Source organism: Bradyrhizobium sp. BWA-3-5 (assembly GCF_032917985.1).
Classification (GTDB): Bacteria; Pseudomonadota; Alphaproteobacteria; order Rhizobiales; family Xanthobacteraceae; genus Bradyrhizobium.
In genome coordinates, this window is the sequence record NZ_CP136626.1 from 7655878 (window position 1) to 7679626 (window position 23749).

Annotated in this window: 25 protein-coding genes, 1 tRNA gene and 1 pseudogene; 11 read left to right on the forward strand and 16 right to left on the reverse strand. The window is 63.8% G+C overall.

The window, feature by feature from the left end:
* Positions 1–89: 89 nt before the first annotated feature.
* A complete protein-coding gene (locus tag RX331_RS36745; protein WP_317254440.1) occupies positions 90–773 on the reverse strand; it encodes an alpha/beta family hydrolase in 684 nt (227 codons plus the stop codon).
* 226 nt (positions 774–999) lie between these two features.
* Between RX331_RS36745 and RX331_RS36750 the strand changes: the two genes are divergently transcribed.
* Positions 1000–2847, forward strand: coding sequence for a di-heme-cytochrome C peroxidase (locus RX331_RS36750; protein ID WP_317254441.1), 1848 nt, complete (start codon positions 1000–1002; stop codon positions 2845–2847).
* Positions 2848–2936: 89 nt separating this feature from the next.
* Here the strand turns inward: RX331_RS36750 and RX331_RS36755 are convergent, their stop codons facing one another.
* On the reverse strand, positions 2937–3179 hold the full coding sequence (locus RX331_RS36755; RefSeq protein WP_317254442.1) for a hypothetical protein: 243 nt from the start codon (positions 3177–3179) through the stop codon (positions 2937–2939).
* Positions 3180–3410: 231 nt separating this feature from the next.
* Between RX331_RS36755 and RX331_RS36760 the strand changes: the two genes are divergently transcribed.
* Positions 3411–4373 (forward strand): alpha/beta hydrolase, encoded by a 963-nt coding sequence (locus RX331_RS36760; protein WP_317254443.1) that lies wholly within the window; start codon positions 3411–3413, stop codon positions 4371–4373.
* Between the two features lie 5 nt (positions 4374–4378).
* Here the strand turns inward: RX331_RS36760 and RX331_RS36765 are convergent, their stop codons facing one another.
* The 3 genes from RX331_RS36765 to RX331_RS39135 form a co-directional block, all read right to left on the reverse strand.
* On the reverse strand, positions 4379–5371 hold the full coding sequence (locus RX331_RS36765) for an alpha/beta hydrolase (protein WP_317258335.1): 993 nt from the start codon (positions 5369–5371) through the stop codon (positions 4379–4381).
* Between the two features lie 105 nt (positions 5372–5476).
* A complete protein-coding gene (locus RX331_RS36770) occupies positions 5477–6139 on the reverse strand; it encodes a hypothetical protein (RefSeq protein ID WP_317254444.1) in 663 nt (220 codons plus the stop codon).
* Positions 6088–6393: an NAD(P)H-binding protein gene (locus tag RX331_RS39135; protein ID WP_410708048.1), complete on the reverse strand. Its 306-nt coding sequence runs from the start codon at positions 6391–6393 to the stop codon at positions 6088–6090. The genes RX331_RS36770 and RX331_RS39135 overlap by 52 nt, the downstream gene beginning before the upstream one ends.
* Positions 6394–6515: 122 nt before the next feature.
* Between RX331_RS39135 and RX331_RS36775 the strand changes: the two genes are divergently transcribed.
* Positions 6516–7160, forward strand: a complete 645-nt coding sequence (locus RX331_RS36775; protein ID WP_317254445.1) for a TetR/AcrR family transcriptional regulator — start codon at positions 6516–6518, stop codon at positions 7158–7160.
* A gap of 28 nt (positions 7161–7188) precedes the next feature.
* Here RX331_RS36775 and RX331_RS36780 read toward each other — a convergent pair whose 3' ends face one another.
* On the reverse strand, positions 7189–8127 hold the full coding sequence (locus RX331_RS36780; RefSeq protein ID WP_317254446.1) for a 1-phosphofructokinase family hexose kinase: 939 nt from the start codon (positions 8125–8127) through the stop codon (positions 7189–7191).
* A 57-nt stretch (positions 8128–8184) separates the two neighbouring features.
* Positions 8185–8261 (reverse strand) — tRNA-Arg (locus RX331_RS36785).
* A 420-nt stretch (positions 8262–8681) separates the two neighbouring features.
* Here RX331_RS36785 and RX331_RS36790 point away from each other — a divergent pair.
* Complete coding sequence (locus tag RX331_RS36790; protein WP_317254447.1) at positions 8682–9206, forward strand: PRC-barrel domain-containing protein; 525 nt, start codon at positions 8682–8684, stop codon at positions 9204–9206.
* Positions 9207–9528: 322 nt separating this feature from the next.
* On the opposite strand, the gene RX331_RS36795 is transcribed toward RX331_RS36790, so the two are convergent.
* The 3 genes from RX331_RS36795 to RX331_RS36805 all read right to left on the reverse strand — a co-directional run bounded on the left by RX331_RS36795 (position 9529) and on the right by RX331_RS36805 (position 11759).
* Complete coding sequence (locus tag RX331_RS36795; protein WP_317254448.1) at positions 9529–10488, reverse strand: Bug family tripartite tricarboxylate transporter substrate binding protein; 960 nt, start codon at positions 10486–10488, stop codon at positions 9529–9531.
* Between the two features lie 57 nt (positions 10489–10545).
* On the reverse strand, positions 10546–10914 hold the full coding sequence (locus RX331_RS36800; RefSeq protein WP_317254449.1) for a dimethylsulfonioproprionate lyase family protein: 369 nt from the start codon (positions 10912–10914) through the stop codon (positions 10546–10548).
* Between the two features lie 206 nt (positions 10915–11120).
* A complete protein-coding gene (locus RX331_RS36805; RefSeq protein ID WP_317258336.1) occupies positions 11121–11759 on the reverse strand; it encodes an RraA family protein in 639 nt (212 codons plus the stop codon).
* Positions 11760–12084: 325 nt separating this feature from the next.
* On the opposite strand from RX331_RS36805, the gene RX331_RS36810 reads away from it, so the two are divergent.
* Together RX331_RS36810 and RX331_RS36815 are read left to right on the forward strand one after the other, a co-directional pair.
* Positions 12085–13041, forward strand: coding sequence for a helix-turn-helix domain-containing protein (locus RX331_RS36810; protein ID WP_317254450.1), 957 nt, complete (start codon positions 12085–12087; stop codon positions 13039–13041).
* Positions 13042–13299: 258 nt separating this feature from the next.
* On the forward strand, positions 13300–13950 hold the full coding sequence (locus tag RX331_RS36815) for a hypothetical protein (protein ID WP_317258337.1): 651 nt from the start codon (positions 13300–13302) through the stop codon (positions 13948–13950).
* A gap of 12 nt (positions 13951–13962) precedes the next feature.
* Here RX331_RS36815 and RX331_RS36820 read toward each other — a convergent pair whose 3' ends face one another.
* Both RX331_RS36820 and RX331_RS36825 read right to left on the reverse strand, forming a co-directional pair.
* Positions 13963–14157, reverse strand: a complete 195-nt coding sequence (locus tag RX331_RS36820; RefSeq protein ID WP_317254451.1) for a hypothetical protein — start codon at positions 14155–14157, stop codon at positions 13963–13965.
* A 51-nt stretch (positions 14158–14208) separates the two neighbouring features.
* Positions 14209–15230, reverse strand: a pseudogene (locus tag RX331_RS36825) (2-dehydropantoate 2-reductase).
* Between the two features lie 157 nt (positions 15231–15387).
* Between RX331_RS36825 and RX331_RS36830 the strand changes: the two are divergent.
* Both RX331_RS36830 and RX331_RS36835 read left to right on the forward strand, forming a co-directional pair.
* Positions 15388–15963 carry a YidB family protein gene (locus RX331_RS36830; protein ID WP_317254452.1) on the forward strand — a complete coding sequence of 192 codons (576 nt, stop codon included), beginning with the start codon at positions 15388–15390 and terminating at the stop codon, positions 15961–15963.
* 41 nt (positions 15964–16004) lie between these two features.
* Positions 16005–16283, forward strand: coding sequence for a GlsB/YeaQ/YmgE family stress response membrane protein (locus tag RX331_RS36835; RefSeq protein ID WP_317254453.1), 279 nt, complete (start codon positions 16005–16007; stop codon positions 16281–16283).
* 97 nt (positions 16284–16380) lie between these two features.
* Here the strand turns inward: RX331_RS36835 and RX331_RS36840 are convergent, their stop codons facing one another.
* The gene (locus RX331_RS36840; RefSeq protein WP_317254454.1) at positions 16381–17163 is read right to left on the reverse strand and encodes an SDR family oxidoreductase; all 783 of its coding nucleotides are present in this window, start codon (positions 17161–17163) and stop codon (positions 16381–16383) included.
* Between the two features lie 279 nt (positions 17164–17442).
* Here RX331_RS36840 and RX331_RS36845 point away from each other — a divergent pair, with 279 nt between their 5' ends.
* The 3 genes from RX331_RS36845 to RX331_RS36855 are packed head-to-tail and all read left to right on the forward strand — an operon-like array spanning position 17443 to position 20520.
* Positions 17443–18510, forward strand: coding sequence for an acyl-CoA dehydrogenase family protein (locus tag RX331_RS36845; RefSeq protein WP_317254455.1), 1068 nt, complete (start codon positions 17443–17445; stop codon positions 18508–18510).
* A gap of 31 nt (positions 18511–18541) precedes the next feature.
* Entirely contained in the window at positions 18542–19702 is a 1161-nt protein-coding gene (locus RX331_RS36850; protein WP_317254456.1) for an acyl-CoA dehydrogenase family protein, read from the forward strand.
* Positions 19703–19719: 17 nt separating this feature from the next.
* Positions 19720–20520 carry an enoyl-CoA hydratase/isomerase family protein gene (locus RX331_RS36855; protein ID WP_317254457.1) on the forward strand — a complete coding sequence of 267 codons (801 nt, stop codon included), beginning with the start codon at positions 19720–19722 and terminating at the stop codon, positions 20518–20520.
* 158 nt (positions 20521–20678) lie between these two features.
* Here the strand turns inward: RX331_RS36855 and RX331_RS36860 are convergent, their stop codons facing one another.
* From RX331_RS36860 to RX331_RS36870, 3 genes are all read right to left on the reverse strand, one after another.
* A complete protein-coding gene (locus tag RX331_RS36860) occupies positions 20679–21443 on the reverse strand; it encodes a hypothetical protein (RefSeq protein WP_317254458.1) in 765 nt (254 codons plus the stop codon).
* A gap of 1 nt (position 21444) precedes the next feature.
* Positions 21445–22239 carry an enoyl-CoA hydratase gene (locus tag RX331_RS36865; RefSeq protein WP_317254459.1) on the reverse strand — a complete coding sequence of 265 codons (795 nt, stop codon included), beginning with the start codon at positions 22237–22239 and terminating at the stop codon, positions 21445–21447.
* 192 nt (positions 22240–22431) lie between these two features.
* A complete protein-coding gene (locus RX331_RS36870; protein ID WP_410708349.1) occupies positions 22432–23598 on the reverse strand; it encodes an ABC transporter substrate-binding protein in 1167 nt (388 codons plus the stop codon).
* Between the last annotated feature and the right edge of the window lie 151 nt (positions 23599–23749).

Consider the following 23749-nt stretch of genomic DNA (forward strand, 5'->3'; position numbering starts at 1 on the left):
TTGGAAAAGGCACGAAGGGAGACGACTTCGTCAACGACGCCTTCCTGTGGTTATGGGTCCCTGCGTGCGCAGGGACGACGCCGGACAGCCTAGCGAACGATTTCATCTACCCACGCCGCGAACGCATCCAGTGCCTCGTCCAGGACAGCGCGATCGTTCCGCCCCGAACTCTTCAGCACATGGAAGGAATGATCGGCGGCTTCAAGCAGATGCAGCGTCGCGCGCGATCCGAGCCCCTTCACGACCGGCTTGAGCAGGCTCAATTCCGCCAGCGCATCGCGCGTGCCCTGCAGGAACAGCATCGGTATCTCGACCTCCGCAAGATGTTTGGCGCGGTCGCTCGCCGGCTTCCCGGCCGGATGCAAGGGAAAACCGAGAAATGCCAATCCGCGAACACCCGGTAGCGGCGAGGCGGCCTGCGCCTGCGACGTCATCCGCCCGCCGAAGGATTTTCCGCCGGCGATCAGGGGCAGCGCCGGATAGTTGCGCGCCGCCTCCGTCACCGCCGCCCGCACCGCAGCATGCGCGAGCGCCGGCGGATCGGGCCGCTTGCTGCCTTTCTCCATATAGGGGAACTGATAGCGCAGCGATGCAATGCCCCGTTCGGCGAGGCCGCGGGCGGCCGCCTCCATCGACGCATGGGCCATGCCGGCGCCGGCCCCGTGCGCGAACACGTAACAGGCGCGGGGCTGTGGCGGCTGCACCAGCAGGGCGGACACCGCCTCGGTAGGACCGACTTCAACTCGAAGAGGCTCCGCGGCTTTTTCCATCATGTGATCTGCCTGACACTCTCTCCCATCAGGGAGATTCTATACTGCAAAAAAAGGCCGATCGGCCTCGCCGCGCTTCGGGGAGCTGGATTTATGGACAGAGCCGTGGCGCCACTATAGGATGGCATCATATTCAACCGCACGCCGGGGGTGATTCGCCTTCCGGCGTTTTTTGATAACAGACGGATATTGCGCGCTGACAGCGCGGGTTTGGGGAAGGGGGCAATCCATGCGCGGCTGGAGAATTGCGAAGATTGTGGGCGTGCTGGTGATCCTCGTCATCGGTTACGCCGCCTTCAAGGACGACATCGCCAAGGCCTGGCAGGATTTTCACGTCAGGCTCGTCGAGCATCCGACGCCCAAAAAGACGGTGTGGCTCGACCAGGGCATAACCAAGGAAAAGCTGAGCTGGTTCTACCACGCCGACCAGGGCACGCGGACCTTCGGCTTCCCCTATGAGTGGTTCATGGCCCTCGAGCAGCCGACGATTTCGTGGGTGCCGTTCACCAGGGTCGGCCTGCTCAGCGACCCCGCCTATCTCGATCGTTACGGCTTCATTGCCGACACCATCATCCCGGGCAAGGAGGCGCTTCCGATCGGGTTCGCGAAAGGCTCCGTGATGCTCGACCCGACCGGCGCGCCGTGGAAGAACCCGCGAACCAAGCAAGAGATGTACGGTGTCGGCCTGACCTGCGCTGCCTGCCACACCGGCAGCTTCACCTACAACGACACCGCTGTCGTCATCGACGGCGGACCGGCGCTCACCAACCTGTTCGGAATGAAGCAGGGCATGGGCATCTCGCTCGCGCTGACGCGATACTGGCCCGGACGGTTCGACCGCTTTGCCGACCGCATCTTGGGACCGGACTCCACCATCGACGACCGCGAGACGCTGAAGACCCAGCTCGATCAGGTTCTCGCCCAATACAAGCAGGTCAAGGATCTGGAAGAGCGCGTCGCCGCCCAGAGCATCCTCGAAGGATATGGACGGCTCGACGCGCTCAACCGGATCGGCAACCAGGTATTCTCGCTCGATCTGAAGAAGCCGGAAAACTACGCCGGCTCCTCGGCGCCGGTGCATTTTCCGCGGATATGGAATACGCCGTGGTTCGATTGGGTGCAGTACAACGGCTCCATCATGCAGCCGATGGTCCGTAACGCCGGTGAATCGCTCGGCGTCTCGGCAGAGCTCAACCTGACCGAGCCGTCGAAGGGCCTCTACAAATCGAGCGTCAACCTGAAAAAGCTGTTCGAGATGGAGCAGATGATGAAGGGCGACACGCAGCCGAACGCCAAGGACGGTTTTCCGGGCCTGAAATCTCCGAAATGGCCGGCTGATATTCTACCGGCGATCGATCAGACGCTGGCCGCCCAGGGCGCCGAGCTCTACAAGATCCGTTGCCAAGGCTGCCACCGCCCGCCGGTGACCAGCGAAGCGTTTTGGGATTTCAACAACAAGGACTGGTGGACCAAGAACCAGGCGGGCGAAGCGATCCTCAAGGTTGAGAATATCAAGATCGCGCATATCGGAACCGACCCGGCACAGGCCGCGGACATGCTGGCCCGAAAGGTCGCGGTACCGGAACATCTCGGGATCAAGGACAGCCGTTTCGCGTTCGCGCTGGGCGAACTGGTCGAGAAGACAGTGAATTATATTTACGATAACCGGACGCCGCCTACGAGCCCCGCGGAGCGGAAACGGACCGACGGCTATATGCCAAACGAGCTCCGCGGTGAGCTGGCCTACAAGGTCCGCCCCCTGAACGGCGTCTGGGCGACACCGCCCTATCTGCACAACGGCTCGGTGCCGACTATTGACGACCTGCTCGGGGATCCGGAGCAGCGGCCGAAGAAATTCTATCTCGGCAGCCGCGAATACGATCCCGTCAAGCTCGGTTACAAGACCGACCCGATCGCCGGTGGTTTCGAATTGGACACTTCCATCCGCGGCAATTCGAACCGGGGCCACGAATTCCGCAAGGATTACGACGAGAACAAGGAAATCGAGGGCGTGATCGGACCGGCGCTGTCAGCCGACGAGCGCAAGGCCCTGATCGAGTATCTCAAGACGCTCTGAGCCTGTTTGCATGCAGCCACGGCCGGGCATCGCCCGGCCGTGGGTCTTAAGGCCATGCCACGCGTCAAAAGACTGATCGGGCGACGCGCCTATCGGCTTGCCACCAGCCGCAGCTGTGGCTTGATCGTTTCCTCGAGCTCGGATTTGAGCTGGTGCACGCGCGGATCGTCTGAGTGCGCCGCACAGATGGCATATTGGTTGACCGAGCGCTTCAGGGCATGCCGCTCTTCCGCTGTGCGCGTCACCTCCGGGCTGGACAGCCTCAGCACCATGCCGCCGAGTTGCACCAGCACTTCGTCGAGCGCCCGATCCATTCGTGCAAAATGATTCATCGCACCACTCCCTGGAAGAGGAGTAATGAGCGGCGCGCCCGCACGTTCCCCGCGCGCTCGTTTACGGATAACCAGGAGTAAACGGCGCCAGCCTATCAGTTCGCTCCGTGCATCTGATTGCCGAAATCACTCTCAATTGAAGAAAACCAGCAGGGCTGCCCGGCAAATGGCGCAATTGCGGCGGACTGGCCCGTTACCTATGCTGCCGCCTCATACCACATGAGGCCCCGCATGATTCCGCCGCTCGATCCCGTCGTCGCCCAGATCATTCCGCTGTTGCCGCTGCGCGATCCTGCGACGATGACGCCGCAAACCTGCCGCGATGACCTGCGCGCCCTCGCCGCCGCGCGCGCGAAAGTTCCGCCGCCACAGGTCGCGAGCACGGAAGACATCAAGGTGAAGGGCGCCACCGGGCTCCTCGGCGCGCGAGTCTACCGGAACGGAAACGGCAAATCGCCAACCATCGTGTTCTTCCATGGCGGCGGCTGGGTGGCCGGCGATCTCGAAACCCATGACCGGCAGGCGCGCTGGCTGGCGATCGAGACCGGCGCGGTCGTCGTCTCCGTCGATTATCGCCGCCCGCCCGAAGTGCGCTTTCCCGGCGCGTTCGAGGACGCCTTTGCGGCGACCAAGGATGTCATCGCCCGCATCGCCGAGTTCGGCGGCGATGCTGCCCGCGTCGGCGTCGCCGGTGACAGTGCCGGCGGCAATCTCGCGGCCACGACCGCGATCGCCTGCCGCGACGCCGGCATCAGGCTGGCCGCGCAGTTGCTGGTCTATCCCGTCACCGACGTTCTCGGCAATTTCGCAGATGCCAAGGAGAATGCGCGCTTCCCCTCGCGCGCCGAGAACGCCGACGGCTATTTCCTCACCCGTGCGACCATGGAATGGTTTTGCGGCCACTATCTTGAAGACAGAGCCCACGGCGCCGACTGGCGCGTTTCGCCGCTCCGCGCCAAAAATCTCGCCGGCCTTGCACCGGCGATCGTCACCACCGCCTGGTTCGATCCGCTGCGCGACGAGGGCAAGGCCTATGCCGACGCGCTGAAGGCCGCCGGCGTGCCGACCAGCTATTACGACGGCCTCGGCCTGATCCACGGCTATTTCGGTCTCGGCGAAGCCTCCGAGACCGCCAAGCGCGAGGCGCAGCGCGCCCGTGCCGAGTTTAGGGCGTTGCTGGAAAAGGGCGCTTGAAACACCTATGCCGGCACGCCCCTGATAAACTCGATCAGCGCGGCGCTGACCTCGTTGGGCCGCTCCTGCTGGGTCCAGTGGCCGCAGCCCGGCAGCATCTGGATCTTGCGCAAGGCCGGAACGAAGCTTTTCATGTTGGCGAGCAACTGGTCGGTGCCGGGGACGGCGACGATGAAGTCGCGGTCGCCCGCGATGTAGAGCGCCGGGATCGACACCGGCAGGCCGGCCACCGCCCCCGTGATCTCCCAGTTGCGATCGATGTTGCGGTAATAGTTCAGCGCCCCACGAAAACCGCTGCGCCGAAACTCCTCGCCGTAAAAGTCGATATCGCTCTCAGTCAGCCAGGCCGGCAATGTTTTCGGCGCGGCGGGTCCTTGCAAAAATCCGCCGCCCTTCGGCACCATGCCAAGGTTCGGTGCGGGCCCGCCGGCGGCTGCGGCCGCACGCGCTGCCGCGACGCCATCGCCGGAAGCGCCGAACAGCATGTTGCGAATGGTCGCGCGGGGATCGCGTCCGAGCTCCGCTTCGGCCACTCCAGGTTCCTGGAAATAGAGCTGATAGAACTGCGCATTCTCCGTGCGCGGCATCAAGCTTGTCGGTAGCGCCTTGCTGCGCGGCCGGAACGGCACGCTGAGCGCCGCGACCGCCCTGAAGCGATCGGGCCGCATCAGCGCGGCCTGCCACGCAACGCTGGCGCCCCAATCGTGGCCGACGATGACGGCGGTCGCCACCCCGAGGGTATCGAGAATGCCGACCATGTCGCCGACGAGATGCAGGATCGTGTACTGGTCGATCGCCTGCGGCGCATCGCTCCTGCCGTAGCCGCGCATGTCGGGCGCAACGACGCGGAAGCCGGCCGCCGCGAGCGCGGCGATCTGGTGCCGCCAGGAGAACCAGGATTCGGGGAAGCCGTGCACCAGAAGCACCAGCGGCCCCTCGCCCTGCTCGGCGATGTTGATGCGGATGCCGTTGCATTCGACGATCCGTTGCGTCGGCATGTTCGGCTTTTCGTTCTTCGATGCGGAGGCCGCGAACGCGCGCGATGCGAGCGGCAGGATGGCGGCGGCCAGAAGCTGACGTCTGTTCATGACATTCTCTTCCGATCAGGCTTGCGCACGCCCGGCCGGCTGCTGCGGTGCCAGTTCCGACTGCTGCTCGCGGACGAACTCCTCGAAGGTCTTCGGCCTGGCGCCGCCGATCTTTTCGATCGTATCCGTCACGGCAAAGCGTGCGGTCTCGGTCGACAGACTGGCAGCGCGGAGCGACTTCCACAGCGCGGAGAGATGTTCGACCGCATGCGCGTTCCAGCCACGCGCGAGCACCTCGCTCCGCCACGCCTCGTCTGATATCTCCTCGTAATGCACGTCGCGCTCGAAGACGCGCGCGAAAGCCCCAACGATGTCGCGGATGGAATTGGTGCTGCCGATCACGGGAAATGCGCTTCCCGCGGGCCGTTTGGGTCCCGTGAGCAGGCCGACGGCGATCCGCGCAACGTCTTCGGCCGAGATCAGCGGCAGAATGGTGTCTTCATCGCCCAGCGGCAGGCGGATGGCGCCGCGCGCGGGCATGCTTGCGCCGACGAGGCGCGCCACGTTCTCATAGAACACGGTGGCGCGAAGATGCAGCGGGCCGACGCCGGCCCATTCGAACACCTGTTCCGACAGGTAGTTCTGCCGCATGCGCGGCGTCGGCGCATCGATCGACGACTGGTACATCACGAGGTTGACCAGACGCGAAACTGCATGCCTGCGCGCCGCAAACGCCATCGCGGCCGTCGCATCCCCCAGCCCGTCCTGCACCGGATAGGCAAAATAAATCGCCGAGACATCCTTCGCGGCCTGTTCGACCGAGCGAACGTCGAGAAGTCCCCGACAAAAATTTCGGCCCCGAGCGATTTCAGGCGATCGGAGCGTTCGTCGATCTGGCGCACGAAGGCGCGGACGGGCACGCCGCGCTTGAGCAGGATTTCGGAGACATGGCGTCCGGTTCGGCCCTGGGCGCCGCCGGCCGCTGAGGTCACAAGGACGGGTTTCGTTATGGGAACGATCCTTTTACATCGAGGTCCGCTTTTGGTACGATACGGTACCAAGCAATCCCGAATACGGTACCCGTCAGTACCAAGTCAAGCGGAAAAGTGCAGCGATGAGTCCAAAGATCAAGGCGGGCGAGGTGGACGCCGATGCAATGGAAGTCCGGAAGCGAATTATCGGCGCGGCCCTTTCCGCCTTCATGGAGGGCGGCTATGCGCAGACCTCGACGCTGGAGATTGCGACGCGCGCCCGCGTGTCGAAGCGCGAGCTCTACGCGTTGTTCGGCAACAAGGAAGCGATGCTCGTCGCCTGCATCACCGAGCGCGCCCAGCGTCTGAAGGCCCCGGCCGATCTGCCAGAGTTGCGAAGCCGGGACATTCTGGCTGAAGTCCTCAGCGCGTTTGGCACGAGGTTGCTGACGGAGACGACCGATCCGGTCGTCGTCGCAGTGTTCCGCCTCGCCATTTCCGAAACGGTGCACGCGCCGAAGGTGGCGCAAGCGCTGGACACGATCGCGCGCAAGCCGACGCGTGACGCATTGCGCGCCATCATGGCGAGCGCAAGATCAGCCGGTCTTCTCGCGGGCGATCCTGATCCGATGGCCGAAAAGTTCCTCGGACTGCTCTGGGGCGACCTGATGACCGGCTTGCTGCTTCAGGCGGCACTCCGCCCGACCGCCGCCGAGATCGCCCGCCGCGCCCGCGAAGCGACGGTTGGGCTTCTCAAGATTTATCCAGAGCCTGCCGCTGGCGCGTAGCGGACCGTCCGCCTCGACGACCGACCGCTCAAACCGTTTCGATCGTCACCTGATCGGCCAGGCGCATGACGTCGTCCACCCGGCACAATTCCGTTCCCGGATGGAGTAGGGCCGCCGCGCCGGCGGCGACGGCAAGACGGAAAGCATCGGTGCGCGAAGCCCCGCAGGCAAGTTGCCAGACCAGCGCGGCCAGAAAGCTGTCGCCTGCGCCAACCGCGCTCCGGGGCGTGATCGGGATCGGCGGCGCCCGCAAGACCTCGCCGCGCGTCACCAGCGCCGCGCCAAGATGGGCCATCGTCAACGCGACGACGTCAGCCTTCCCCGTTTCGACAAGCTCCATGGCCGCGAGCTCCCACGCGTAAGCGTCGGCGGGCTCGCTTCCAGTCAGTTCACGCATCTCGCGCAGGTTCGGTTTGATGAGGTCGACGCCTTCGGCCGCCGCCGCGGCGAGCGACGGTCCCGACGTGTCGAGGATGATTTTGGCACCGCGCTGTTTTGCAATCCTCGCGAGGCGTGCATAGAAATCGTTAGGAACGCCGTCGGGCAGGCTGCCGCTCGCCACCAGAAACTGCGGAAACGGCTCGATCTCTGCAACCAGCTTCAGGCATTGCTTCCACTCGGCTTCACTGAGCCGCGGCCCGGGAAGAATGAAGCGGTATTGCTGGCCCGCAGAAATCTCATCGACGAAGAAATTCTCGCGCGTTTCGCCCGCAATCGTCCAGGTGTGGCTGGCAACGCCCTCGGCATCCAGCAATTGGCGCAACAGCGTTCCGATCGGCCCGCCTACGGGGTAGATCGCTCGGGCATCGCCGCCGAGCCGCTTGATGACCCGCGCGACGTTGATCCCGCCCCCGCCAGGATCGCGCCGCTGCGTTCGGCCGCGCATCTTCGCAACCGGCACGATCTTGTCGACCGCCGTCGAGAGATCGACCGCCGGGCTTGGAGTAATCGTGACGATGTCGGTCATCGGCTGATGGGGCTGATTCGAACCGCGGACGACCCGCGTAGTGGAGGCCGAACAGGCTGGCGATCCCGGGAAGACTCGAACTTCCGACCTACGGTTTAGGAAACCGTCGCTCTATCCGGCTGAGCTACGGGACCGCGGACCCGCGCATCGAGGCGGGTGCTTGCGGGCTTCATAGCAAAGCAGGCCGGACATCGCCAGCCCTCTCGGCCATCTGACTTCAGCCAAAAGGCGCAGGCGTGAACGGCAACAGGCGCCCATGCCGGGAACGGGTTAGATGTCAGCGCGTACCGATGCGTTGGTGTCGCAGCAAGAAACCGGCAAAATAACTGCGTCCATCAATCTCCGTTACGGCCGGTTGCCACCCAGCATGAGCTGCCGGTTCAACGCCGGCGATCGCGGTATGTTTCCACGAAGCATTCAGTTCCTCCTCACCGCGACATAGCGACACTGCGCATCGACAAGCGCGCATTCCGAAACTTCCGCCGAAACGCCGAGGAACATTCATTGGTCCGTTCAGTTCTACAAGCACCAATCAACCTTTCGAGGAGGATACAATGCAGAAGTTTTTGGCCGCGGCTCTCCTGAGCGCCGCAGTGCTCAGCGCGCCTGCCTACGCGCAATCTCCGCAGCCCGCCGACCGTGCCGCTCCCGCCGCGACGACCACCAGCTCACAGGAAAAGATGGCGCTCAAAGGCAATTGGCGCGCATCCAAGCTGATGGGTCTCGACGTCTATAATGAGGGCAACGAGAAGCTCGGCGACATCAACGAGCTGATCCTGGACAAGAGCGGCAAGGTCGCCGCCGTGATCATCGGCATCGGCGGCTTTCTGGGGATGGGCGAGCACGACATCGCCGTCTCAATGGACAAGCTGAAATTCGTCGAGGAGCCGATGCGCACCAGCTCGGCCGCGACGACGAAAGAGACAACCAGCAAGGAAACCACGACTGGCGCGGCCACGACCACCACGACGGCGCGGACGTCCAATGCGAACGACTGGACGCCCGATCACGCCGTGATGAGCGGTACCAAGGAACAGCTCAAGGCGATGCCGCAGTTCAAGTACTCGGATTACAACTAAACGTCCGGTATTTTTCGCTGATCAAGGCCCCACTCCGGTGGGGCCTTTTTCATGAGCCGAGCAGGAAAAAACGCGAGCTGGATGCCGCGAAGTAGGAACCATTCGCGTTGCCAAACGTCGCATTGATGGCTCCGATTTCATCCCCCATGATCGGACGCCGTTGGAATGACGGCCTCGGCGCCCGCCGCACTGAGGCCGTTCTTCCCCGCGTGTCGTTTCGGTGCGCACACGCCGAACTCCCACGTGCGCCCTGTTGGGCATCCCCACAAAAAGGAACGATCCCGCTCAGCTCCGGCGCAAGGTTACGGCGCCGAGCAAAGCGCTACGCCTTGATGTTGTTCTCGCGGACGACCCGGCCCCAGATGCCGACCTGCTTGAGGAAGAACGTCGAAAACTCCTGGCCGTCGGCGAGCAGCAACGTCATCTGTTGCGTCTCCTGCAACTGCGCCGCCACGGATTGTTCGCTAAGGATCTCCTTCGCCGATTTCGCCATGCCGGCGATGACGTCCGCCGGCGTATCCTTGGGCGCGAAGATGCCCCACCAAGCCAGCGTCTCGAAATCGGGGAATCCCGCTTCGATCGCGGTCTGGGTGTCCTTGAGCGCCGGCATCCGCTCGCGCCCCATCTGCAGGATCGGCCGCAGCATGTTAGTGCCGAGTTGCGCGGTGATCAGCGCCGCCGAGCCCACGATCATGTCGACATGGCCGCCGAGCACGTCGTTCATCGCCGGGCCGCCGCCGCGATAGGGCACGTGGGTGATCTCGACGCCGGCCTTCTTGCCCAGCACCGTCATCGCCAGATGGCCGAGCGTGCCGATGCCGACGGAAGCGTATTTCACCGCGCCGGGCTTTTCCTTGCAGGCCGCGACCACGTCGGCAAACGTCTTGTAGGGACGCTCGGCATTCGCGGCGACGACATAGGGCGCGGTGCCGACCAGCAACACCGGCATCAGGTCCTTCTCGACATCGAGACCCGGCTTTTCGAGAATCGAGGGAATCACCGCGTGCGAATCGAAGGTCACCAGGAAGGTCGCGCCGTCAGGCGCGCTCTTGGCGACCTGGATGGCGCCGAGCGAGCCGGCCGCGCCGGACTTGTTCTCCACCAGCACGGTGCGGCCAAGCTTCGTCTGCAAGTGAGTCTGCAACAACCGCGCCAGCGCGTCGGTCGATCCGCCGGGCGGAAACGGCACCACCAGCGTCATGTTCTTGGCCGGCTGTGCCAGCGCCGGCGTCACCGCAAACGCGGCTGACGCCGCAAGCAAGTTGCGTCGTGTAATCTTCACCAGAACTCTCTTCCCTGTGACGCCCCGCTTTTTTGTTTTTGTTCGCGAGGCTTGATCTTACGTGCCGAAGCCGGACCCGGCTTTCTTGTACTCGGGCCGCGGCGGGCTGAAGATGTCAAGCACACGCGCCCCTTCCGGTCCAGCCCGCATGGTGTGCGGCACGTTTCCAGGGGTGCGCCAGAAATCGCCCTTCTTGACCGGTATTTCCTCACCGCCTTGGACGCGGATCGCCGAACCATCGAGCAGCACGCCCCATTGCTCCTCGGGGTGATGGTGCAGCGTGCCTTGCGCGTGCGGGCCTAGCGTCACTACCGAGAGCATGGCGTGCTCGCCGGAGAAAATGCGCGTGGTGACGCCGGCGGCCAGCTCGCGAAACAGGCCGTCGGCCGGATTGTCCAGGTTGTGAAATTCGTCCTTCTGACTCATCGTTCCTCCTTCAGTGCGCGAGGGGTTGGTTACCCAACGGCGATTTGATTAATGCGACACGTAGTTTCCGTTCCCCGGACGCTGCGCAGCGCGAAAGCGGTGCGCTGCTGATCCGGGGTCCACACGCTGCGGCTGGATCCCGGCCCTGCAGCGCAGCGCTACGCGCTGCACCGCGTCCAGGACACGGGAGTGCGGCATCGTGCACTTCAAGACTTGCCGTAGCTGCCCTGGTAGCGACCTTCGCGAATCGAGATGATGGTCTGCTCCTCGCGGGCGATCTGGGCACGGACCGCCTCCAGCAAGCTGGCCGCGATCGACGCGGGAAACGAAACCACGCCGTCCTCGTCGCCCACCACGATATCGCCGGGGGAGATCACCGAACCGCCGATCGAAACCGGCACGTTGATTTCACCGGGGCCGCTCTTGTAGGGACCACGATGGATGGCGCTGCGCGCAAAGCACGGGAATTCGGAGGCCGCGAACGAAGCGGCGTCGCGGATCGCGCCGTCGATCACATAACCTGCGGCGCCCCTGTATTCGGCGATGTTCTTCATGATCTCGCCAACCAGCGCCCGCGACTCATCGCCGCCGCCATCGACGACGATCACGTCGCCCGGGCCGACCAGTTCGAGCGCCTTGTGGATCGCCAGATTATCGCCCGGCCGCGTGCGCACCGTGAAAGCGACGCCGACCAGCTTGCTGCCGCGATGGAACGGCCGCAGGCCGACTGCCCCGGGCAACCGGGCAAGGTTGTCAGAAATGACGGACGTGGGTGCGCCCCTGAATGCCTCGATCAGCTCGGGCGCGGGCTTTGGCACGCTAGCCATGGCGGTGGTGATGCTCATGCGGATTGTTTCCCCTGTGCCTGGGCCGAACCTTTCGCCATGTTCGCGCGGCGCGGCCACTTGAATTCGTCCCCGGCGGCAAAACCAATAGCATTCCGCAGGAGCAGCTATAATGGATTTGCAACACGCCGGACGGCATCACGGCAATACCCGATGGTCCGAATTCGGTGAACGCCCCAACGCCTGGGCGACCGGACGAGCGCTCATTTGGTCATACCACGGCCGCGACGTGAAATCGTACTTGGCTGGCCACACCTGTTAACACAAAGTTAACCAGACCATTCGACGCTAAAACGGATTCCATGATTCAAACCAGCCGCCTCGCATGCTGATCAAGAACCTTTCGCCCTCGCCGGCGCTTTCGGTCGTTCAGTTTACTGACATCGACGCCTTCCGCCCAGCCGAATTCGTCGCGGATGCGCGCAGCGTGCCGCTGACCCTGGCCAATTTCCATACCGCGCGTGCGATCGTGCAGTTGCCGCACTGCCAGATCATCGTGCTCACTTCGTTTCCCCGCATCGTCGATGTCAGCTATCGGGCGGCCCATGGCATTGTCATATTCCAGCTTCAGGACGCCTATGAAGTATCGGTGAACGGCCTGTCCGTGGACCGGCCGACCTTTGTCGGCATGCGCGGCAATCTGGACCTGCAATTCGTCGAGCCGCACGGGTCACTGCACGCCATCATCATCCTCGGGGCCGGCCTTCGCGACCGCGAATGGTTCGATACGCCGGACGAGCTGTGCCCGTTCACGCCGCACGCCGACGACCTTGCGATGGTAAGATCCGTTACCACCCGCATTCTGCAGACGGCTTCCGCCAAGCCGGACCTGGTGCAGGAACCGATTTCGGCACTCGCCATCCAGGAAGGCCTGTTGCTCGCGATCGACGAGATGTTCCGTCGCAGCCGGACGCCGGAATTGACCAACCGGATTGCCAGCCGGGGCTATTGCCGGCTCGTTCGCATGATCGATGAATATGTCGCATTCCATGCCGCCTCGGCGATCTACAGCGCCGACCTTGCCGAACGATGCGGCGTATCGGTGCGAACGCTGGGCACGGCGGTGGCAACCGTTCGCGGCATGAGCCTGCATCGCTACTTGCGGCTCAAGCAACTTTGGTCGGCCCGCGCACAACTCGTGAAAGGGTCCGACGCCGTCACCGTGACGTCCTGCGCCCGCGCCAACGGCTTCCATCACATGGGCGAGTTCGCTCGGCTCTATCGCGCCACGTTCCACGAAACGGCGTCGCACACGCTGGCCCGCGCCCGAGGGTCTGACTGATTCTTGCCACAATGTGGCGTGCTTATCCGCTCGCCTTCGAATCTTGCAGTTAGAATCACTGCAAGATCTCGCGTGGAACTTTGCTTCTCCTTTGAATTTCTTCAGGATTTTTAGGGGCATGGCACTGTGTTCCAGCAGTCACATGCTGGAGGTAAGGTCACAACGCCAGCGGGAATAGCGTGCAATTTCGGCGTGACAGCGCTGCCAAAATGATGACAATCGACTCACTCAAAGTTCCCTAGAGAATTCGACTGGAGAATACCGTCCGTGATCGCCTCACGCGCATCTTCGTTTGTTGTTGCCACCGTCGGGGGGCTCTTCATGCTCGCGCCGGTGACTTCACATGCGCAGTGGTGGCGCAGCGCGCCATACGATTTCGAATCCTGTGCTGATGTGGCCGAGAAGGCCGCGACCAAGGAAGAAAAAACGACGAAGCTCGCCGAATGCAACGCGAAGTTCGCCGGCCGTCGCAAGGCAGGCGGCGGTTACACCTATTATGATTTCATGCAGGACCGGACCTTCGACATCGCGGGCCCCAACCCGACGCCGGAAGAGCAGAAGAAGATCGACGAGCAATATACCGCCTATCTTGAGCGCGAGCGGCGCAACCACTCCGCGGCGCAGGCGGCGGCAGCCAGGCAGCAACAGGTGGAGCCGCCCCCCGTGCAGGGGATACAGCAAGTCTCCCTGCGCGAGGAGCCGGCCCCTCCGCCGGTTGAAGTCGAGAAGGTGCCGATCCCGGTGGCGAGCCCGGTCAAGCAGGCCGCCCGGCTGAGGGCCGCCCATTGCGCCAAGAACCAGTTCTCCTGCGATTGGCCGCGGCTTTCCGAAAGCATCAACGGGCTGAAGCGTATATTCAATTCGCAGCAGCAGCCGCAGCAACAGCAGGCCAAGCAGAAGAAAGGCTGACGCCCCCACCCGTCAATGCGTGCGCACCCGCTTGACGCGGCGCGGCTTGATGGCGGGTGCCGTGGCGGCGCGCGACGCCGCCCGCTGTTCCTGCAACCTCGCATCATAGCCCGGTGACGGTGTCACCGTCGGCGGCACGGCGTGGGCCGCAGTCGACATCGATCCTGCCAGGGCAACCGCGATCAGCGCCAGATACGTTCGTTTCATTCGCTTCTCCCTCACGCGCCTATAATAAAGTCGCGCTTGGCCAGCGACAATTCACAGCCTGGGCATCGCTCGGTTCGCGCGAACCTGCTCCGGCGTCAGCCTTGGCGATCCCTTGCCCTCGCGCTCGGCCTGCCGGATCAACTCCACGATCCGCCGCGACAGCGGCGCGTTGAGCCCGTGACGATCGGCGATCCCGGTAATGACACCCTGCAGATAATCGATTTCGGTGCGGCGGCCATGTTTCAAATCCTCCCACATCGACGAGCGCGCCTCGGGATCGATCTTCATGGTCCGCCCGAGCAGCATTTCGAAGAAGAAGTCCGGCAGGCGGAGCAGCGACGGTAGCCATGCGAACGGGATCGGCGTCGGCGAGACCGGCCTAATGCCCTCGGCCTTGATCGCCGCGAGTGCCTCGGCGACCTGATCGGCGAACAGGCGCCGCCATGGCCGCTGGCCGATTTGCCGGCGCAGCGGCAGATCGGCCAGCGCATTGAGCGCGTTGTTGAGATTGAGCACGAGCTTGCCCCATTGCACGCCCGCGATGTCATCGGTGGCGCGCACCTTCAGGCCGGGCACCGACAGCTTCCCGGCCGTGCGCGCCTCGTCCTGCTCGACCACGATGTCGCCGGAGGTGGCGCGGTGAAACCGCCCCTCACCAAGTGCGATCACGTTGACGGCACCATACCGCCAAGCACGCGCCGTCCCGGCAGGCGCTCGCGCAGCACCGCGATATTGCCGACGCCATTCTGCAGGCTGACGATGACGGCATCTGATGGCGCGTGCTTTGCGATGACCTCGGCCATTTCAGCCGTATCCACGCTCTTCACCGTGACCAGCACGATGCTGGCGGCCGCGAAAACGGAAGGATTTTCCGACAATACGAGCCTATCGCTGGCGATGGTCTGATCGAACCCTTCAAAGCTCGTCGGCCGCAGGCCGCTCGCCTCGACTTCGGCGATGATGCGCGGCCGCGCCAGCAGCACAACGCGGTGGCCGCCGGCGGCCAGCATGCCGCCGACGAAACAGCCGATGCTGCCCGCCCCTGCAATGCCGATCGTCTGGCCCGAAACCATTTCGCCACCCACCGCGTTTGCACCCCGCTTTGAATACTGGACCGCACATATGGCGCCTGTCGGAAGCGCCGGCTGGCCGGTCCGTGTAACAGCCCTAGTTGTAACAGCCCTGTGCCGTCGTTATCTTTCACGCCGGGGCTACGCGGAGGAGACTATCATGGGTTTACTCGACGTTCTCAACGGCATGATGAACGGCCCGCGCGGCCCAAGCCGCCCGAGCGCGCCATCCCAGGGCGGCGGCATGTCGCCCCTTACCATGGCGATCCTCGCGCTGCTGGCGTGGAAAGGCATCAAGCATTTCAGCGGCAACCAGACCGGCTCGGCACCGCAGCCAGCGCCGGCACCCGGCAATGTGAACACCGGTTTGCCCGGCGGCCTGGGCGGTGGCGGCCTCAGTGACATGCTCAAGGGTGGCCTCGGCGGCCTGCTCGCGGGCGGTGCGGCCGGCAGCATCCTGAGCGGCGGCCTCGGCGACCTCTTGAATCAGCTGCAACAGAAGGGCCTCGGCGATCAGGCCGACTCGTGGGTCGGCAACGGCCCCAACAAGCAGATTTCGCCCGGCGATCTCGCCAATGCGCTCGGCGCCGACCAGATCGATCAGCTATCGGCGCAAAGCGGAATGTCGCGAGACGATCTGCTGCAGGGCCTCAGCCAGTACCTGCCCGACGTCGTCAATCACCTGACGCCGGATGGACGGCTGCCGAGCGACAACGAGATGTCGGAACGGATTTGACGTCTCGGCTCCTATCTCGAGCAATCGGAAAAGGACAGCACATGAGCGGCATTCTCTGGATCATTCTGGTCGGCTTCGTAGCCGGCATCATTGCGCGCATCCTGTCGCCGGGACCGAACAATCCGACCGGCTTCATCCTGACCACGGTGCTCGGTATTGCCGGCGCGTTTCTGGCGACTTTCATCGGCCAGGCGATCGGCCATTATGGTCCCGACCAGGGCGCCGGCTTCATCACCGCCACCATCGGCGCGCTGGTGGTGCTGTTCATCTGGAATCGGCTGGTGGCGAGCCGCGTGATTTCCGATCCGGGGAATAGATAGAGGGCGCCGCTCTCTCCACCATCATTGCGAGCGAAGCGAAGCAATCCATGATGCCGAATGGATTGCTTCGTCGCTAGCGCTCCTCGCAATGACGAAACTAAAGCACCAGATGCATGCCCGCATCCATGCGGACGAACTCGCCGGTCATGTTGCTCGACGCCGGCGAGGCCAGGAACAACACCAGTTGCGCGATGTCCTCCGCTGTGGATGCGATCTTGAGCGGCACCTTCGCCACCACCGCGTCGCGCACCGCTTTCGCGCCGGCCTCGCCGCGGCCCTTCGTGAACCAGGGCGTATCGATATAGCCGGGGCAAACCGTGTTGACGCGGATCAGCGGCGCCAGCGCGCGCGCCAATGATTGCGTCATGGTGTTGAGCGCTCCCTTGCTCGCGGCATAGGCCACTGACGAGCCGCCGCCGGAAATGCCGGCGACCGAGGAGACGTTGACCACGGCAGAGGGCTTGCCGGAGGCTTTTGCGCCGGCCTCGAGCTGGGCACGCGCCGCGCGGATCATCTGGAACGGGCCGATGGTGTTCACGGCATAGATGCGGTGGAAATCTTCCGCCGAAAGTCCGTCGAGATCGTGGTGCGGCACATGCTTGGTAGTACCGGCATTGTTGATGAGCACATCGAGCCGACCCCACGCCGCGGCGGCCGCCGCGATTTTCTTGCAGTCCTCATCGCGCGAGACGTCGCCCTGTATGACCACGACTTCGGCGCCGGCGCTGCGGCAGAGGTCGGCGGTGGCTTCAGCTTCCGCCTTGCTGTTGGAATAGTTGACGACGATGCGCGCACCGCCCTTGGCCAGAATGGCGGCGGTGGCGGCCCCGAGGCCCGAGGCTGAACCGGTCACTATCGCGCACAAACCATCCTTCGACATCCGCATTTCCTTTTGTTGATTTTTGGGCCGGGTTTCGAACCGCCCGTTCGTGGATCGGGCCGTACCATATCGCGCGGCCCATCGCGTGCAACCTTGCGGTAATCCGCTGAGCGGAATTTATTCGCAGGCCCCGACCAGCATGCCGCCGTCGCAGGCCGCCCTGCGGACAGCGCTTGTCAGGCCTATGGCTTTTGCCCATCATAAAGCGCAAGAAAAGACCGCGGCCGGCCCGACACTAACAATCGGGATTGGCGTGCCAATTTCAAATCGGGGAACGCTGTGGCGGAGAGTGAGAACATCGTTGCCGAGACTGCGGAGAAAATCTTCGCCGATCTCGCCGACGCCCAAACCATCAATCACGACAAGAAGGGTGAGTGGAAGGCGCCGCTGTGGCAGGCGCTCACCGACGCCGGCCTGCCGCTGTCTTGGGTGCCGGAAGATTGCGGCGGCTCGGGCGCCTCGCTGGCCGAAGGTTTCAGTGTTTTGAGCGCCGCCGGCCGCTTTGCGATCGCCGTCCCCCTTGCCGAGACCATGCTAGCCGGATGGCTGCTGGCGCAGGCCAAGATCGCCTCGCCCGGCGGCGAGATGACCGTGGTGCCGGCGAGCCCCAAGGACCGGATTGCCGTCAATGCCGATGGCTGCCTGTCCGGCCGCGCACGCGGCGTGCCGTTTGCCAAGGTAGCCAAACATTTCGCTGTGCTGGCGAGCGATGCGAAGGGAAGCGTTTCCATCGCGCTGGTGGACGCCGGCAAATGCCGGATCGAGGCCGGGCTAAATCTCGGCGGCGACAATTCCGACGTCGTGACGCTCGACAAGGTGCAGCCCGACGCGATCAAGCCGGCGCCGCAAGGCTTTGACCAGACCCGGCTGATGCTGATGGGCGGCGTCGCGCGCTCCCTGCAGATCGCGGGCGCACTGGAATCGATGCTGGAAATTTCCGTGCGTTATTCCAACGAGCGTGTCGCCTTCGAGAAGAAGATCTCGAAATTCCAGGCGGTGCAGCACAACCTCGCACGGCTCGCCGGCGAATCGGCGGCGGCGCTGGCCGCCGCAACCTCGGCCGCTGACGCCATTTCCAACGCGACCGCGTTCAACGACGAGATATTCCTCGAAGCCGTCGCTGCAAAAATCCGCTGCGCGGAAGCGGCGGAAAAAGGCGGCGGCATCGCCCACCAGGTGCATGGCGCGATCGGCTTCACCATCGAGCACATCCTGCACCGCTATTCGCTGCGGGCGCTCGCCTGGCGCGACGATTTCGGTTCCGAAAGCTACTGGGCTGTTGAGCTCGGCAAGCTCGTCTGCGTCAGAGGCGCCGATGAATTGTGGCCGCTGGTCGCCTCCCGCTGATACCGACACAAATTGGACGTCGAGATAGACAATGACCGCAGCCCTTCGTTTCGATCCGATCCGCCTGCCGGAAAAATGCGAGCAGTTGCGCAAGGAAGTGCGCGCCTTTCTCGCCGAGGAAATCGCCGCCGGCACTTTTGATCCGTACAAACCGAACCGCGAAGACACCGACGTGCCGGAATTCTCCCGCAAGGTCGGGGAGCGCGGCTGGCTCGGCATGACCTGGCCGAAAAAATATGGTGGCCACGAGCGTTCGTTCCTGGAGCGCTACGTGGTGACCGAGGAAATGCGCGTGGCGAATGCGCCGACGCGGCGCTTCTTCGTCGCCGACCGCCAGAGCGGCCCCGTGCTTTTGAAATACGCGCCCGAGCACATCAAGATGGAGATCCTGCCGCGCATCTGCAAAGGCGAGATCTGCTTTGCCATCGGCATGAGTGAGCCGAACTCCGGCTCCGATCTGTTCGCGGCGAAGACCCGCGCCACCAAGACCGACGGCGGCTATCTGATCAACGGCACCAAGATCTGGACCTCGTCGGCCCATATCGCCGACTACATGATCGCGATCTTCCGGACCTCGCCGCCGACCAAGGAGAACCGCCGCCACGGGCTGACCCAATTCCTGGTCAAGATGAAGCAGCCGGGCATCCAGGTGAACCCGATCGGCCAGATCACCGGGCAATATGAGTTCAACGAGGTCGTGTTCACCGACCACTTCATTCCCGACGATCACGTGCTCGGCGAAATCGATGGCGCCTGGAAGCAGGCGACCAGCGAGCTCGCCTATGAGCGCTCTGGCCCAGAGCGCTTCCTCGAGACCTATTATGTGCTGACCGAGCTGGTCCGTGCCGTCGGCAACGGCCCGGATACCCGCAGCGCCGAGGGCATCGGCCGCCTGGTGGCGCAGGTCCACACCATGCGGCGCATGTCGGTGTCGGTCGCGGGCATGCTGCAGGCCGGCAAGGAGCCGGTGGTGGAAGCGTCGATCGTGAAAGACATCGGCACCATCTGGGAGCAGCAACTGCCGCACCGCGTGCGCGAACTCGCAGCGTTCGTCGAGGAAACCGCCACCAACCGCGAGACGCTGGAGAAACAGCTCGACTTCGCCACCAAGACCGCGCCGAAACTGACGATCCAGGGCGGCACCACCGAGGTGCTGCGCGGCATCATCGCCCGCGGGTTGGGCTTGCGCTAATTCAACGAGGAAACGTTATGAGCAAATACACTGATATCGGCGTCGAGAAGCATGGTCACGTCGGCCTGATCGAAATCCGAAAACCCCCGCTCAACTTCTTCGACGTCTCGCTGATCAACCAGATTGCCGATGCGCTCGAGGAGTTCGACAACGACATCGAGATCCGCGCCTCCGTGCTCGCCGCCCAAGGTAAGGCGTTCTGTGCCGGTGCCGATTTCTCCGATCCGAAGCGGCAAGAGCAGGAAGAGAGCGCGAAAAAAGATCCGGCGGCGAACCTGCCGATCAACCATCTCTACGTTCAGGCCGTGCGCATCTTCCGCAACAAGAAGCCGATCGTCGCCGCCGTCCACGGCGCGGCCATCGGCGGCGGCCTCGGCCTTGCCGTCTCCGCCGACTTCCGCGTCACCTGCCCCGAAGCGCGCTTTGCGGCGAACTTCACAAAACTCGGCTTCCATCCGGGCTTTGGCCTGACCACCACGCTGCCCGAGCTGGTCGGCAAGAACAATGCCGAGCTGATCTTCTACACCAGCCGCCGCGTCACCGGCGAAGACGCCACCAAAATGGGCCTTGCCAATCTCTGCGTGCCGCAGGACCAGGTCCGCGCCGAAGCAATGAAGCTCGCGCAGGAAATCGCCGAATGCTCCCCGCTCGGCCTGATCTCGACCCGCGCCACCATGCGCGCCGGCCTCGCCGACCGCGTGCTGGCCGCGACCAACCACGAACTCGTCGAACAGACCAAGCTGCGCGCGACGGAAGATTTCAAGGAAGGCGTCAAGGCCACGGCTGAGCGAAGAGCAGCGAATTTCAAGGGGCGATGATCTACCACAGCTCTCTCGCCCCGTCGTCCCGGCCTTGAGCCGGGACCCATACGCCGCGGCCCGCGGGAAAGGGCACAAGGAGCGACAGCTTCTTTCGTCACCAGTAGCGGTGGTTATGCGTCCCCGCTTTCGCGGGGACGACTCGTTGATAGATCTCGCTATGCCACCAGCTTGAACGTCACGCCGCACAGATCGAAGCTGTCGCCGGACACCGTGCAGCCCTTCGCCTTGGCTGCGTCTCGCACCTTGGCGATGTCAGCTACCTTGAATGTCAGCCCGCTCATCAAATCGCTGGCGCCGTTGACAAAGCGGAAGCGCGCGTTGGGCAGTTTCAATTCAACCTCCCCGTCCGCCCCCTCGCTGACGGGCACTTGCAAAATCTTCCCCCAATGCGCCGCCAGCCCCTGCGGGTCCGGGCTCTGCATTTCGACTTCCGTCAGCGCCAGTGTCACATCCTTGCGGATCGCCTTCTGCCAATCCGGCCCCGCCGGCGGATAGGGCCCCAGCACGTCGTCGCTGCCGTCGGTGTGGTTGAACTCGATGAAGGCGGCGCGACAGTCGCGCGGGTGCAGTTGCACGCCGTGATAGGGCGCGTGCGTGATCACGTTCGCCGTGCGCACGCCGATCGCGTTGGCATGCTTGGCGCGCGCGTCGGGATCGTTGCAACAGAAGATCGCCATGTAGCCGCCGCGGCCGCCGGTCTTGTCGAGGAAACGTCCCGCCGCGGTGCCCGGCTGGAACGGCGCCACCACCTCCAGCAAAATGGTGTCGACCGGCAGCAGCGCGTTTTCCAGCCCGTACTTCGCGACGTTGTCGTCGCGGTAGCAGACGTTCAGCCCCATGATGTCAGATATATCGGAGATCACCGGCGCCAAATGCGGCGCGACCAGGCAAATCTGCCGCAGCCTGAGATATTCCGCCATCTCACTGCCCCTGAAATACCGGCTTGCGCTTCTCGACAAAAGCCTTTGCCGCTTCCTTGTGGTCAGCGGTCTCGCCCGCGCGCGTGTGATGGATCGCTTCGGCATCGAAGCAGGCCTCCAGCGACATCGTCTCGGCATTGTTGATGTTGCGCTTGATATAGCCGAGCGCGATCGAGGGTCCTCTCGCCAGCGACATCGCAAGATCACGCGCCTCGGCGTCGATCTCGGCGTCCGGCACAACCCTTGTCACCATGCCGAGATTATAGGCCTCGGTCGCACTCAGGACCGGCGACAGAAGATAGAGCTCGCGCGCCTTCGCGCTGCCGAGCAACAGGGTGAGAAAATAGGTGCCGCCGTAATCGCCGGAGAAGCCCACCTTGGCGAAGGCGGTGGTGATCTTGCAGGAGGCAGAGGCGACGCGCAGGTCGCAGGACAGCGCGATCGAGAGGCCGGCGCCCGCGGCAGCGCCATCGAGCTGCGCCACCACGGGCTTCGGCATCTGGTGCAGGATGCGCGAGACTTCCATGCCGCGGCGCAAGTTCGCCATCTTGGCCTCGAACGGAAGCGGCGCCCTGCCCTCGGCCATCGACTTGACGTCGCCGCCGACGCAGAACGTGCCGCCAGCACCCTTGATCAGCACCGCGCGCACCTCGTGATCCTCAGCCGCACGCCGCGCCGCCTCCACCAGCCCGCGCGTCATGTCGGGATTGAGCGCGTTGCGGCGATCCGGGCGGTTCATGGTGATGGTGAGGAGGCCCTGTTCGAGTTTTTGGAGAACCATTTCGTTTGCGCTCATGTGTCGTGCTTTCGTTTGTTGTTGATTGAGATTGAATTCCGCTCTCTCGCCGCCATTGCGAGGAGCAAAGCGACGAAGCAATCCATCTATCCGTGATGCCGCGATATGGATTGCTTCGCAGAGCCTGTCATCGGGCGGGCATTCGCCCGACCCGGTGGCTCGCAATGACGGGGAAGCGGCAATGCCTCCAATTTATTTCTTCACCAGCGGACACCGCGACGCCTCCAGCGGCTGGAACGCCTCGTTGCCGGGGATGGTCGCCAGCAGCTTGTAATAATCCCAGCGCGCCTTCGACTCCGACGGCTTCTTGACCTCGAACAGATACATGTCGTGCACCATGCGGCCGTCATCACGGATCTTGCCGTTTTTGGCAAACATGTCGTTGACCGGCGTCTCCTTCATCATCTTCATGACGGCGGCCGCGTCCGTGGTGTTGGCGGCCTTCACGGCCTTCAAATAATGCAGCACGGACGAATAGACGCTGGCCTGCGCCGCGGTCGGCGGCCGCTTGACGCGCTCCTGGAAGCGTTTTGAGAATGCGCGGGTGTCATCGTTGAGGTCCCAGTAGAACGCTTCCGCCAGCAGCAGGCCCTGCGCGGTCTCAAGGCCAACGCTGTCGATATCGGTCACGAAAGCAAGCAGCGGCGACAGTTTTTGCCCGCCGCTCCTGGTCAGGCCGAATTCCGCCGCCTGCTTGATCGCGTTGATGGTGTCGCCGCCGGCATTGGCAAGACCCACCACCTTGGCCTTCGAACTCTGCGCCTGCAGCAGGAACGAGGAGAAGTCCGACGTGTTGAGCGGATGCTTGACGCTGCCGAGCACCTTGCCGCCCGCCTTCACCACCACATTGCTGGTGTCCTTTTCCAGGTCCTGGCCGAAGGCATAGTCGGCGGTCAGAAAGAACCAGGTATCGAAACCCGACTTAACGGTGGCAAGCCCGGTGACGTTGGCCTGCGCAAAAGTGTCGTAGGAGTAATGCACGGTATAGGGGCCGCAGGCCTCGTTGCTGAGCCGGATCGAGGCCGGGCCGCTATACATCACGATCTTGTTGCGCGCTTTGGCGATCTCGCCAGCGGCGAGCGCGGTGGCGGAAGCCGCGACATCGTACAGCATCTCGACACCCTGGTTGTCGAGCATGTCGCGCGCGATGCTGGCGGCAAGATCGGCCTTATTGAGATGGTCGGCGGCGACGATCTCCACCTTGCGGCCCAGCACCTCGCCACCGAAATCCTCCACCGCCATCTTCGCCGCGGTCTCCGAGCCTGGCCCGGTGATATCGGCGTAGAGCCCGGACATGTCCAAAATGCCGCCGAGCTTGAGCGGCGGCTTGCCCTGCGCCATCGCGGCGCTCCCCGACATCGCCAGCACGGCGGCGGTAATGCCTGCTGCTACTCTCTTCACGGAGTCCTCCTTCTTCACGCGCCGCATTGGCTGCAGCTTCCGGAATTTTCGCCGCGATCATGCCGCATGGGGTCCGCAGCGGCAAGGCGCGAACAGCGAGGCTCGCGTT